Below are 12,195 nucleotides of genomic sequence, written 5' to 3'. Positions count from 1 at the left end.
GGGTTACGCGCCCGCCCGCGGGCGGGATACGGTCGGGCGGGTGACGACGTTCAGTGAGAGCCAGGCGGAGTTCCCGGGGGCCGAGGGGCCGTACGCGACGACGGAGGCCGACCCCGGGGACGTGGGCGCGGTCCGCACGCAGTACGCGCCGGAGCACGACGGGGACCCGGACCCCGGGGAGATCGTGTGGACGTGGGTCCCCTACGAGGAGCGGGACGGCCGGGGCAAGGACCGGCCGGTGCTGGTGGTGGCGCGCGAGGAGGCCGGGACGCTGCTCGCCGTGCAACTGACGAGCAAGCGGCATGACGGCGGTGACTGGCTCGCGATCGGGGCCGGGCCGTGGGACCGCGAGGGGCGCGACTCGTGGGTCGTGCTCGACCGGGTGCTGAGGGTGCACGACCGGGGGATGCGACGGGAGGCGTGCGCGCTGGACCGGGGACGGTTCAACCTGGTGGTCAACCGGCTCCGCGAGTTGTACGGCTGGGCCTGAGCGGGACGGGTCCCGGTGCCGTGGGCACCGGGACCGCCGGGTGTCAGGACTTCTTGGCGGGTGCCGCGTCGTCCGCGTCCACGGGCTCCTCCGCGTCGGCGTCGGCCTTCGCATCGGCGTCGGCCTTCGCGCCGGCGTCGGCCTTCGCACCGGCGTCCTCGGCCGCCTCCGGGGCGGCCTCCTCGGATGTCTCCGCGGCGCCCTCGCCGACCTCCTCGGACACGGCGTCCTCGGCCTCGTCCGGCTCCGCCGGCCCGTCGGCGTCCTCGGCCTCGAAGTAGGTGTCCAGGACCTCGTCGAGCTGGGCCGACCACTCCTTGAGCCGGCCGCGCGACGAGGCCTCGACCTGGGCCTCGTACCAGCGCCGCTCCGGGGTGTAGACGGTCACGGTGAAGCGCTTGCCGAACCGCGGGGTGTCGATCTCGACCGCGGCGATCTCGTCCCAGGTGAACTCCGCTTCCTCCTCGTCGAGGCGGAAACGCACGCCCACCCGGTCCGCGACGATCGCGGCGCGGCGGTCCTGTACCTCGAACGAGGGACCGTCGACGGCCTCCGCGTCCTCGTCCCCGCCGTCCGCCGCCTCCGCGCCGTCCGTGTCGTCCGCCGCCTCCGGGTCGGTCCCGGCCTCCGGGCCGGCGTCCTCGACCGCCTCCTCGGCGGCCGGCTCGACCGCTTCCGGCTCCGGCGGCGCCGGTGCCTCCTCCGGAGCGGCGACCTGCTCCGGAACGGCGCCCTCGGCCGCCCCGTCCGCGTCGGAGCGCGGCGGGGTCAGCCCGGGCACGTACGCCGGGTCAAGCCCGGCTGCGGGCACGGACGGGGTGATCGGACCTATGCGCTGCTGCTCCACGGCAAGCAGTATGGCCGATGAAGCTGTGTCGGCAATCGCCGAACCACATAACAACATGGCACCGGACCCGCGGCCCCGGCCCGCCGTCCCGGGCGGCGGCCCCACCGGCGCGGGCCGCCCGGCCCCGGCGGCGCCCCTCCCCGGGGCCCGCGGCGCGCCCGGGACCGGGAGGCGCCGCGGGAGCCCCGAGGGGCGGGTGGCCCCGGAGCCGGCGGCACCTGCCACCCGAACGGGTGAGGTCACCAGCGCCCGTGGACCTGCTCCTTCAGCCTCCGCCCGTACAACTCCCGTACCCCGTCCAGCACTTCCCGCGGGAGGGCCGGGACCGCGGCGGCGGCCGCGTTCGCCCGCGCCTGCTCGACCGACCGGGCGCCGGGGATCACCGAGGTCACCCCGGGCTGCTGGACGACCCAGCGCAGCGCGGTCTGGGCGGGGGTCGCCCCCTCCGGCGCCAGCTCCGCGAACTCCGCGGCCGCCGCGAGCCCGGTCTCGTAGTCCACCCCGGAGAAGGTCTCGCCCTGGTCGAACGCCTCGCCGTGCCGGTTGTACGTCCGGTGGTCGTTCGCCGCGAAGACCGTCTCGCGGGTGTACCTGCCGCTGAGCAGGCCCGACGCCAGCGGCACCCGGGCGATGACGCCGACCCCCGCCTCGGCCGCCGCCGGCAACACCTCCTCCAGCGGCTTGAGCCGGAACGCGTTGAGGATGATCTGCACGCTCGCCACACCCGGCCGGGCGATCGCGGCCAGTGCCTCCGCGCACGTCTCCACGCTGACCGCGTAGTGCGCGACGCGCTGCTCGGCGACGAGCGTGTCCAGCGCGTCGAAGACGGCGTCGGTGGAGTAGACGGCGGTCGGCGGGCAGTGCAACTGCACCAGGTCGAGTGTGTCGACCCCGAGGTTCGCGCGCGAACGGTCGTTCCACGCGCGGAAGTTGGCGAGGTCGTAGTTCTCCGGGAGCTGGTCCGCGCGGCGCCCCATCTTCGTGGCGACGAACACGTCGAGCTCGGGGTGCGCCTTGAGGTAGCGGCCGATCAGCCGCTCGCTGCGGCCGTCGCCGTAGACGTCCGCGGTGTCGAAGAAGGTCACCCCGGACTCCACCGCGGCGTCCAGCACCGCGACCGCGTCCTCCTCGCGCACTTCCCCCCAGTCGGCGCCCAACTGCCACGTTCCCAGCCCCACGACGGACACTTCGCGGCCGGTCCGGCCCAATACACGCTGTTCCATGCCCCCGACCCTACGAGTCCGGGCGGCCCCGGCCGGTGCCGCCCGGCCCCGGCAGGGCCCCCGCGGCCGGCCCGCCGGCCGTGCCGTGCGGGGCCACCGGGTCCAGCACGGCGAGGTCGAGCCGGCGCAGCCGGTCCGGGTCGGCGATGACGTCGTACCCGCTGATCAGGCCGTCCTCGCCGAAGGACACGGTCAGCGCCAGCGCCAGCCGGCCGCGCGGGGCCACCACGATGCCCACCCGGCCGTCGACGAGGGCCGGCTCGGCGTACCGCGCGCGGCGGGCGAGGAGGGCGGTGCCCTCGGCGACACGGCGGGCTCCGCGGACCTCGGCCGCCATGCCGGGCGCCAGCGCCGCCGGGTCGGCGCGGCGCACCACGTCGGGGGCGAGCACCGCGAGGATCGCGTCGAGGTCGCCGGCCCGCATGGCCGACAGGAACGCGGCGACCACCCGGCGCCGGCGGGCGAGTTCGTCCGCCGGGACGGCCGGGGTGCCGCGCACCTTGCGGCGCGCGCGGCTGGCCAGCTTCTTCGTGGTGGCCGGGGTGCGGTCCACCAGGGGCGCGATCCGGTCGAAGGGCACCGCGAACATGTCGTGCAGCACGAACGTGACCCGCTCGTCCGGGTCCAGGGTGTCCAGCACCACCAGCAGCGCGCGGCCGACCGCGTCCGCGCGCAGGGCCTCGTCCTCGGGGCGGGCGCCGGGCGCCTGGGCGGGAGCCTCGACCTCGTCGAAGACGTGCCGGCCGGTCAGGTCCTCGCGCCGCGCGGCCCGGGAGCGCAGCATGTCGAGGCAGATCCTGGACAGCACCGTGCGCAGCCAGCCGGGCAGGTTCGCCACCTCGCGCACGTCGGTACGGCCCAGGCGCAGCCACGTCTCCTGCACGGCGTCCTCGGCCTCGCCCGCGGAGCCGAGCATCCGGAAGGCGACCGCGTGCAGGAGGGCGCGGTGCGCCTCGAACCGCTCCGCGAGCACCGCGATGTCCGCGGCCTGTACGGGCCCGCCACCCGCCGCGGCCCCCGCCGTCCCCGCGGCTCCCCCGTCCTCCGGTCCGGCGGCGCCCCCGCCACCCGCCGCGAGGCCCGCGCCCGCCCGCGCAGGGCCATCACCCGCCGCCGGTACGGACTCGCCACCCGCCGCAGGTGCATCGAACCCCGGGGCCGCCCCTGACCCACCGCCCTCGGCGCCCCCGCCACCCGCCGCGAGGCCCGCGCCCGCCCGCGCAGGGCCGTCGCCCGCCGCCCGGCCCCCGAGCCCGGCGGACCCCGCCGTCCCCGCCGTCCCCGCAAGTGCGCCGAACCCCGGGGCCGCTCCCGCGAGCCCACTACCCGCTGCCGGGGCGCCGGGCCGCACGGGACCGCTGCCCGCCGCGGGCCGGGGCGGCTCCGCGGGTGCGCCGCGCGGCGGGGGTGTGTCGTGCTGCGCGGCGGGCGCCGCTCGTCGTGGACCTCTGCCGTCGTGCCCGGTCACCGCCGGTCCCCTTTCCGTGCTCCGCTCCGTCACCACCCCTGACGAGCGTGACACGACGGAAGTGACCGGGAGATGCGATGGCGTCCTTGCTCCACCTCGACTCAAGTGCGGACGGTTCCGGCGACGCGGTCAGCCGGCGGCTGACCGCGCTGTTCGCACGGACCTGGCAGGCCCGGCACCGCGACGCCGGGCGCCGGTGCTCCTACCGGTACCGCGACCTCGCGGCCGACCCGGTCCCGCCGCTGGACACCGCCTACTGCGCCCTCGGCCGCCGGGCCGAACAGCACGGGTTCCCACCACCCGCGGGCGTGCCCGCTCTGCTCGGGGGCCCGGCCGAGGCGCGCGCCTGGGCGCTGACCCGGCCGCTGGTCGACGAACTGCTGGCGGCCGACACCGTGCTGATCGGCGCGCCGATGTACAACTACGCGGTGTCCGCGCTGCTCAAGGCGTGGATCGACCGGGTGAGCTTCCCGGGGACGTTCGTCCGCCCGGACGGCACCGCGTCCCCGCTCGCCGCCACCCGGGTCGTGGTGGTCGCCACGCGCGGGGGCGGCTACGGCGCGGGCACCCCCCTGGCCGGCCACGACTTCCAGACGCCCTACCTGCGGGCGTACTTCGGGAAGCAGGGGGTGGCGGCGGAGCACGTCCACGTCGTCAGCGCCGAGTGGACCCTCGCGGAGCTGGTGCCGGATCTGGCCGACCGGCGCGAGCAGGCCGCCGCGTCGCTGGCGGTGGCCCGGGACCAGGTCGCCGCCCACGCGCACGCGGAGGCCGACCGGTGCGCGGCCGACCGCCGCCCCGACGCGCGCCCGGACCGTCCCGCGGGCGTGGCGTAGCGGCCGACACGTGGTCCCGCGGGCCCCGGCCCGCCCGCTCCCGCCGCGCTCCCGCCCCGCTTCCGCGCGGCGGGCGAACGGCGGGCGGAACCGCGGTCCGGGCGGGACCACGCCTCGGACCGGGCACGGCCTACAGCGTCGGCGGGTGGAGGTGGGAGAAGCGGTCGACGAGGGAGACCAGGGCGACGCGCTGGCCGGGGGTGAGGTCGCCGGCCAGATCGCCCTCGGCGATGTGCGCGCGGCGCAGGAACTGGTGGGTGTCGAGCGCGGTGAGCGGCCGCACGGAGCGGACGAGCGCGGAGACGGTGATCGCGGCCGCGTCCTCGTCTCCCGCCGAGGCCCGGCGCAGCACGCGGGACAGGCCGGTCGCGCCCTCCGCGGCGACCTCGCTCAGCACGAGGGCCCGTCGATGGGTCGTCTCGGAGTCGTACAGCGCCATGTGCCCACCTCGATCGGTCCGTCGTTTTGTCCCGATTCGCCCCCCACGTCTGAGCGTACGCCCGCGGCCGCGCAAAACAAGCCCCCGTGGCGCCCCACCGGCGGTCCGGCGGGGGCCGGCACGGGCGGACGGGCCCTCGTACGGCGGGCGCGCCGCAGCGGTCCGGGCGCGGGCGCAGGGCGGTCCGGGCGCGGGCACGGGGCGATCCGGGCCCGGCTCCGGGCTCGGTCCCGCCCCGGATTCCCGCCCTCCGGTTTTCCACCGCGGGGTTTCCGCCCGCGTATCCGGGCAACCCGGCAGGAGAACCCCCTGGAGCCGGAGGTGAAGGCCGTGACGCACGCGAACGGGTCCGCCAGGTCCGTGGGCACGCTGGTCAAGGAGGGCACCGAGCAGCTCTCCGAGCTGGTCAGACAGGAGCTGAAGCTCGCCCAGGCCGAGCTGGCGCAGAAGGGCAAGAAGGCCGGGGTCGGAGGCGGGCTGTTCGGCGCCGCCGGGCTGATGGCCTTCTTCGCGCTCGCCGCGCTGGTCACGGCCGCGATCGCCGCGGTCGCGATGCCGCTGCCGCTGTGGGCCGCCGCGCTGATCGTGGCGGGCGGGCTGCTGCTCGTCGCCGGGGTCGCGGCGCTGATCGGCCGCGGCCAGGTCAAGCGGGCGGTGCCGCCGGTGCCGGAGGAGACCGTCGACAGCGTTCACCAGGATCTGGTGATCCTGAAGGAGAGGGCGAAACGATGACGCCGCGTACCGACCCCCACCTCGCCGATCTCGAACGGCAGATCGCCGAGACGCGCGAGGCGCTGGGCCAGACCGTCGAGGAACTCGCCGCCAAGGTGGACGTCTCCTCCCGGGCGAAGGCGAAGGCGCGGGACACCGCGGAGCGGCTGCGCGCGGCGGAGGACCGGACCCGGACGCGGGCCGCCCAGGCGGCGAGCAGCGTACGGTCCAAGCTGCCGGGCGGCTCGGAGGCGACGCCGCAGGAGGCCGCGCTCGCCGCGGGGTCCGGCGCCCACCGTGCGGAGGGCGCCGTCGCGCCGGCCGCGGAGCCCGCGGGGGCCGTCGTCCCCGCCGGCCCGACCGTACGGACCCGCGCCCCGGCGCTCGCGGCGGCGGCCGTCTCGGCCGCGGCGGCCGCGACCCTCGTGTGGGTCCACCGGGGCGACATCACCTGAGCCGGGTCCGCCCCGCGGGGCCGGCGGGTTCGTCCGCCCGGCCCCGCGTCCGCGGCTTCCCGTCCCCGGGCCCGCCCCGGAGTCCTTCGCCTGGTGACGCCTGGCCACGTCTGGTGGCCACCGCCTCCGCGGCGCCGCCGCCGTCCGGGCGAAGCGCCCGTGCGGCGGGGTCAGGAGGCGGTGGGGGAGGCCGTGGGGCGGGTGGGGAGGAGCGGCTTGCAGGTGGCGTAGGCCTTGGCCGTCTTGGGGTCGGCGGTGTCGAGGTTGCGCAGGGCGCCGAAGCCCCCGCGGCCGCCGCCGGCGGACGCGCTCGCGCCGGGCGAGGGGGTGGGGAGGGTGACGCCGTGGTCCTTCAGGCAACTGGTGAACGCCTGGATCGCGCTGGAGTCGGCCCCGCCGTTGCCGCCGCCCGGCCCGCCGCCGTTGAACTTCGGCGCCAGGGAGGCGCACGCCTTGAGCGCCTTCTGGGTGGCCGCGTCGGGCGAGGCCCCGCCGATCCCGCCGAAGCCGCCACCGAAGCCGCCGCCGTACCCACCGCTGGGACGGCCGCTGGGCCGACCCGAGCCGGAGGGGCGGCCGCTGGGCCGCGCGCCGCCCGAGGGCCGGTTGAACGTGGGCAGGTCGACACCGTGCTGCGACAGGCACTGCCGGTAGGCGTTCATGTCCTGGGCGCCGGTGCCGCCGCTGCTGGAGGCGGCCGCGGAGGCCGACGCCTTCGCGTCGGAGGACGACGAACCGCCGGAGGAGCACGCGGTCAGCACGAGCGCGCCCGAGGCGAGCACGGCGACGAACGCCCCGGCGCGCACCGCGGTGCGCGCCCGGGATGACCGGCTGGTGGTCCAGTTCATGTCCGCAGGTCTCCTCGGAGAAGGCCGCGACCTCCCGCCGCCGGACCGGGTCCGGCGGCGAACAGTCCCGGCGCGTTGCCGTATGGCCGCCAACTGCCCGGCCGTCGTACGCGCGTGGCGCCGCTCGCGCGCACGCACGGGGCGCGGTGGCACGCGGGCGACAGTGGAACTGAACCGCATACAGGTGGGGACTGTCGGGGATCGAGCTGTGAGTTCCCGGGGAGCGCCACGGCGCGTCGGCCGCCCCCGAGCCGCCGTTTCGCACCATGGAGGGCGACACGTCCGTTTCCCGGACGGCAGCCGGGCCCCGGCGGCCGTCCGGGTTCCCAGCGAACTCCCAGGCTTCTCCCAGGGGTTCAATGGCGTCGGCGTCCAAGATGCGCGCCATGAAGGTGCTCCCACGGCGGCGCAGGGCCGTCCTGATCAACTCGGTGCTCGGCGTGGTGGTCCTCGCGGGCGCCGGCGGTGCCTACGCGGCGGTGCACGACGACGGCAGCGGGAATTCCTCGAACGCGGCCGGCGCGCGGACCGCGACGGTGACCACGGCCACGGTGTCGGCCACCGTCTCCGGCTCCGGCTCGCTCTCCTCCCCGAGCGACGCGGGGCTGAACTTCACCACCGGCGGCACCCTCACCGAGGTCGACGTCAAACCGGGCGACACGGTGAAGAAGGGCCAGGTGCTGGCGAAGGTCGACCCGACCGCGGCGAAGGAGACACTCCAGCAGGACGAGGCGTCGCTGACCGCGGCCCAGGCGAGCCTGACGAAGGTGGAGGAGGGCGAGAGCACGTCCTCCTCCGACTCCGGTACGGACTCCGGCAGCCGCGGCGGGTCCGTCACCCCGACGGCCACCCCGACCGTCGACCCCGCGCAACTCGCCTCCGCCGAGGCGCAGGTGACCCAGGCGCAGAACGCCGTGGACGCCGCGCAGCGCGCGGTGGACGGCTGCGTGCTGACGGCGTCGGTGAGCGGCACCGTCGCCTCGGTGGACGGCGCGAAGGGCGACACCGTCAGCGGCAGCTCCGGCAGCGGCTCCGGCTCGTCGGGTTCGGGCTCCTCGGGCTCCTCGGGCTCCAGCAGCTCGTCCACTTCGACGTCCGGTTCCTCCGGCTCCACGCCGACCGGGTTCGTGGTCCTCACCAACCCCTCGGGCATGCAGGTGAAGGCGGACTTCTCCGAGGCCGACTCGCTGAAGATCAAGGCCGGCCAGACCGCGACCGTCACGCTCAACGCCGAGTCCGGCACCGTACTGGACGCCAAGGTGCTGTCGATCAGCTCGCTGCCGGTCAGCAGCGGCTCCAGCTCCGGCGGTTCCGGCTCCAGCGGCAGCGCGGTGCAGTACGCGGCGACCCTGACCATCACCAGCGACACGTCGAACCTGCGCACCGGCCTGAGCGCGAGCATCCAGGTGACCACCGGCCAGGCGACGAACGCGCTGAGCGTGCCGACCGCGGCGGTCTCCGGCACCGGCTCCAACCGCACGGTCCTGGTGGTCAACTCCGACGGCTCCACCACCCGCACCCCGGTGACGGTGGGCGTCGAGGGCGACTCGACCGACCAGATCACCAGCGGTCTGAAGGAGGGCCAGCAGGTGCAGATCCCGCAGGTCGCCTCCTCCAGCAACGGCGGCTTCCCGAGCGGCGCGTTCCCCGGCGGGACCGGAGCCGGCGGCGCGAACCGGCTGGGCGCCGCGGGCGGCGCCGGCGGCGGCTTCCGCACCGGTGGCTTCGGCGGCGGAGGTGGCCGCGGATGAGGCAGGCCCTGGGCAAGCGGCTCGGCGGCCTGGCCGGCGCGGCGTCCGGGCTGCGCCGGCCGCGCCGCGACGAGGACGCCGGCCCGGCCGCCGACCCCGACGGGGCGGGCGGCGGCGGGCCCTGGGGTCCGGCCCCGGTCATCGACGTGCGCGCGCTGCTGAAGACGTACGGCCACGGCGACGCCGCCGTCCGCGCGCTCGGCGGCCCCGCCGACCCGGTCACCGGGCACAGCCCCGGCGTGGACCTGCTGGTCGAGCAGGGCGACATGGTCGCGGTGATGGGCAGCTCCGGTTCCGGCAAGTCCACCCTGATGAACATCCTCGGCTGCCTGGACGTGCCGAGTTCCGGCCGCTACCTGCTGGACGGCATCGACGTCGGCGGGCTGGACGAGCACCAGCTCTCGCTGGTCCGCAACCGCAAGATCGGCTTCGTCTTCCAGTCGTTCAACCTGGTGCCGCGCACCCCCGCCCTCGCCCAGGTCGAACTCCCCCTCGCCTATGCCGGGGTGAAGTCCGCCGAGCGGCGCCGCCGGGCGCTCGCCGCGCTCAGTCTGGTCGGCCTCGCCGACCGCGTCGACCACCGCCCCAACGAGCTGTCCGGCGGCCAGCAGCAGCGCGTCGCGGTGGCCCGCGCCCTGGTCACGGCACCGGCGATGCTGCTCGCCGACGAGCCGACCGGCAACCTGGACAGCCACAGCACCGAGGATGTGCTCGCCATCATCGACCGGCTCAACGCCTCCGGCCGCACCGTCGTGCTGATCACCCACGAGGACGAGGTGGCCCGGCACGCGAAGCGGGTGATCCGGCTGGTGGACGGGCAGATCGTGGAGGACGTGCGGCAGGCCCCCGTGGACGGGCCGCCGCCCGCGCTGAGCGACCCCGCGCGGTTCGCCGCCGCCGCCCCGCACGCCCTGAGCGGGGGTGCGGCCCGGTGAACCCGTTCGAGATCCTGCGGTTCGCCGTCGGCGGGCTCGCCGCGAACAAGGTGCGCTCCGCGCTGACCATGCTCGGCGTGCTGATCGGCGTGGCCGCTGTCATCATCCTGCTCGCCGTCGGCAACGGCTCCTCGCAGTCGGTCAAGGACTCCATCGAGAAGCTCGGCACCAACTCGCTGACCGTCTCCTCCGGGGGCGGCTTCAGCTCCTCGGGCTCCGGCGCGACCAGCACCAAGCCGCTGACGGTGGACGACGCCCGCGCCCTCGCGAACACCGCCGACGCCCCCGACATCGAGTCCGTCGCGCCCGAGGTCACCACCTCGCAGTCCGCGGTCTACGACGGCACCTCGCACACCGTCGGGCAGGTGGTGGGCACCTACCCGGCCTACTTCAAGACCTCCAACAGCAAGGTCGACAAGGGCGACTACTTCAGCGCCGACGACGTGCTCAACTCCCGCAAGGTGGCCGTGATCGGCTCCACCACGGCGACCGACCTGTTCGGCACCGCCTCCCCGATCGGCAAGAAGCTGGTCATCGGCGGCACCCCGTTCACCGTGGTCGGCGAGCTGGCCACCAAGGGCGGTACCGGCTTCCAGGACCCGGACGACACGGTGATCGCGCCGCTGCCGACCGTGCAGAACGCCTTCACCGGCTTCGGGCCGATCAGCCAGATCCTGGTCGAGGCGAAGTCCGCCGGCGCGACCACGCCCGCGCAGAACGAGATCACCACGATCCTGATGGGCACGCACGGCATCACCGACGCCAACGCGCTGGACTTCCGGGTGAGCACCCAGGCGTCGCTGCTGAGCACCCAGTCGGACACCAACAAGACGTTCACGGTGCTGCTCGGCGCGGTCGCGGCCATCTCGCTGCTGGTCGGCGGGATCGGCATCACCAACATCATGCTGGTCACGGTCACCGAGCGGACCCGCGAGATCGGCATCCGCAAGGCGATCGGGGCGCCCAAGGGCGTCATCCTCGGGCAGTTCCTCGCCGAGTCCACGCTGCTGTCGCTGATCGGCGGCGGGCTCGGGGTCGTCGGCGGGCTGATCGGCTCGCGGTTCACCATCGTCGGGATCAAACCGGCGGTCATCCCCGCCTCGGTGTGGGGCGCCTTCGCCATCGCGGTGGCCATCGGGCTCTTCTTCGGCAGCTACCCGGCCAACCGGGCGGCGGGCCTGCGGCCCATCGAGGCCCTGCGGCACGAGTGATGTTCACCAGGAAAGACAACCGGAACACCGGATCAGGAAGAGGGGCCGAGATGGCGCGACGCCGCACCGGGCTCGCCAAGGCGGACGCCGGGTCCGCCGGTGGGATCGAGATCATGGAGGGGCCGCGGCAGACCGGGAGTTCGCAGGCACCCGCCGGACCGGCCGCATCCGCCGCGCCCGGTCCGGACGGGGGACCCGACGGGTCCGCCGGTGCCGCCGTGCCCGGCTCCCCCGGCGCGGAGCCGTACCCGGGCGGTGTGCGCCTCGACGGGCCCTACCCCGACGACGGCCCCGGCGCCGGGTACGTCGGCGAGAGCCCCGAGGAGATCCTCGCCGAGCCGCCGGACGCCCGTGACGTCTCCGCCGAGCTGGCCGCCCCGCCGCGCCGCAAGCTGCCGTGGCTGACCCTGGTGCTCTCCGCGTGCGTCGTGGCCGCGGCCGCGTTCTCCGGCGGCGCCCTCGTCGAGAAGCACCACCTCAACGGGAGCACCACCGCCGGGCGTTCCGGCTTCGCGACCGCGGCCGGCGGCACCGGCGCGGCCGGCCGGACCGGGGGCGCGGCCGGCCGGTTCGGCGGCACCGCGGGCACCGGTACGACCGCGGGCGGCGGCACCGGCACCGCGGCGAACGGCGTGACGGTCGGCACCGTCAAGCTCGTGGACGGCAAGACCCTCTACGTGACCGACGCCCAGGGCAACATCGTGAAGGTCACCACGGGCGACTCCACCAAGGTCAGCGAGACCAAGGACGGGAAGGTCTCCGACCTCAAGGCGGGGCAGAGCGTGACCGTCCTCGGCACCAAGGGCAGCAACGGCGACGTGACCGCGACCACCGTCACCGAGGGCGGCGGCACCAGCGGCTTCGGGGGCTTCGGCGGGTTCGGGGGCTTCGGCGGCGGGGGCAACGGCGGTGGGGCCGGGGGCAACGGCACCGGCACCGGCAACTGAGCACCGTCACCTGAACGCCGGCGCCCGAGCGCCG

Annotated in this window: 13 protein-coding genes; 8 read left to right on the top strand and 5 right to left on the bottom strand. The window is 76.0% G+C overall.

The annotated features are described in order from the left end of the window. Positions 1 to 40 precede the first annotated feature (40 nt). The gene (locus RVR_RS18730) at positions 41 to 490 is read left to right on the top strand and encodes a type II toxin-antitoxin system PemK/MazF family toxin (protein ID WP_202234944.1); all 450 of its coding nucleotides are present in this window, start codon (positions 41 to 43) and stop codon (positions 488 to 490) included. Between the two features lie 43 nt (positions 491 to 533). Here RVR_RS18730 and RVR_RS18725 read toward each other — a convergent pair whose 3' ends face one another. The 3 genes from RVR_RS18725 to RVR_RS18715 form a co-directional block, all read right to left on the bottom strand. After that, on the bottom strand, positions 534 to 1,337 hold the full coding sequence (locus tag RVR_RS18725) for a hypothetical protein (protein WP_202234943.1): 804 nt from the start codon (positions 1,335 to 1,337) through the stop codon (positions 534 to 536). Between the two features lie 239 nt (positions 1,338 to 1,576). Then, the gene (locus tag RVR_RS18720) at positions 1,577 to 2,560 is read right to left on the bottom strand and encodes an aldo/keto reductase (protein WP_202234942.1); all 984 of its coding nucleotides are present in this window, start codon (positions 2,558 to 2,560) and stop codon (positions 1,577 to 1,579) included. Between the two features lie 10 nt (positions 2,561 to 2,570). Beyond that, positions 2,571 to 3,533, bottom strand: coding sequence for a sigma-70 family RNA polymerase sigma factor (locus RVR_RS18715; RefSeq protein ID WP_272933091.1), 963 nt, complete (start codon positions 3,531 to 3,533; stop codon positions 2,571 to 2,573). Positions 3,534 to 4,105: 572 nt separating this feature from the next. On the opposite strand from RVR_RS18715, the gene RVR_RS18710 reads away from it, so the two are divergent. Continuing rightward, positions 4,106 to 4,864, top strand: coding sequence for an FMN-dependent NADH-azoreductase (locus tag RVR_RS18710; RefSeq protein WP_202234941.1), 759 nt, complete (start codon positions 4,106 to 4,108; stop codon positions 4,862 to 4,864). A 130-nt stretch (positions 4,865 to 4,994) separates the two neighbouring features. Here the strand turns inward: RVR_RS18710 and RVR_RS18705 are convergent, their stop codons facing one another. Next, the gene (locus RVR_RS18705) at positions 4,995 to 5,303 is read right to left on the bottom strand and encodes a hypothetical protein (protein ID WP_202234940.1); all 309 of its coding nucleotides are present in this window, start codon (positions 5,301 to 5,303) and stop codon (positions 4,995 to 4,997) included. A gap of 330 nt (positions 5,304 to 5,633) precedes the next feature. On the opposite strand from RVR_RS18705, the gene RVR_RS37700 reads away from it, so the two are divergent. Next, complete coding sequence (locus tag RVR_RS37700; RefSeq protein ID WP_237404837.1) at positions 5,634 to 6,035, top strand: phage holin family protein; 402 nt, start codon at positions 5,634 to 5,636, stop codon at positions 6,033 to 6,035. Further along, positions 6,032 to 6,469 carry a DUF3618 domain-containing protein gene (locus tag RVR_RS18695; protein ID WP_202234938.1) on the top strand — a complete coding sequence of 146 codons (438 nt, stop codon included), beginning with the start codon at positions 6,032 to 6,034 and terminating at the stop codon, positions 6,467 to 6,469. Before RVR_RS37700 ends, RVR_RS18695 begins: the two co-directional genes overlap by 4 nt. Positions 6,470 to 6,639: 170 nt before the next feature. Here RVR_RS18695 and RVR_RS18690 read toward each other — a convergent pair whose 3' ends face one another. Continuing rightward, on the bottom strand, positions 6,640 to 7,317 hold the full coding sequence (locus RVR_RS18690) for a hypothetical protein (RefSeq protein WP_202234937.1): 678 nt from the start codon (positions 7,315 to 7,317) through the stop codon (positions 6,640 to 6,642). A 386-nt stretch (positions 7,318 to 7,703) separates the two neighbouring features. Between RVR_RS18690 and RVR_RS18685 the strand changes: the two genes are divergently transcribed. Genes RVR_RS18685 through RVR_RS18670 form a run of 4 tightly spaced genes read left to right on the top strand, consistent with a single transcriptional unit; the run spans position 7,704 to position 12,161 of the window. Next, positions 7,704 to 9,068 carry an efflux RND transporter periplasmic adaptor subunit gene (locus RVR_RS18685; protein ID WP_202234936.1) on the top strand — a complete coding sequence of 455 codons (1,365 nt, stop codon included), beginning with the start codon at positions 7,704 to 7,706 and terminating at the stop codon, positions 9,066 to 9,068. Continuing rightward, on the top strand, positions 9,065 to 10,003 hold the full coding sequence (locus tag RVR_RS18680) for an ABC transporter ATP-binding protein (protein ID WP_202234935.1): 939 nt from the start codon (positions 9,065 to 9,067) through the stop codon (positions 10,001 to 10,003). The genes RVR_RS18685 and RVR_RS18680 overlap by 4 nt, the downstream gene beginning before the upstream one ends. Next, positions 10,000 to 11,214, top strand: a complete 1,215-nt coding sequence (locus RVR_RS18675) for an ABC transporter permease (RefSeq protein ID WP_202234934.1) — start codon at positions 10,000 to 10,002, stop codon at positions 11,212 to 11,214. The genes RVR_RS18680 and RVR_RS18675 overlap by 4 nt, the downstream gene beginning before the upstream one ends. 50 nt (positions 11,215 to 11,264) lie before the next feature. Beyond that, entirely contained in the window at positions 11,265 to 12,161 is an 897-nt protein-coding gene (locus tag RVR_RS18670; protein WP_202234933.1) for a hypothetical protein, read from the top strand. Positions 12,162 to 12,195 lie beyond the last annotated feature (34 nt).

Origin of the sequence: Streptomyces sp. SN-593, from assembly GCF_016756395.1 — a bacterium.
Taxonomy (GTDB): domain Bacteria; phylum Actinomycetota; class Actinomycetes; order Streptomycetales; family Streptomycetaceae; genus Actinacidiphila; species Actinacidiphila reveromycinica.
Note: the sequence above shows the minus strand (reverse complement) of the source record. Positions and strands in the feature narration are given on the sequence as shown.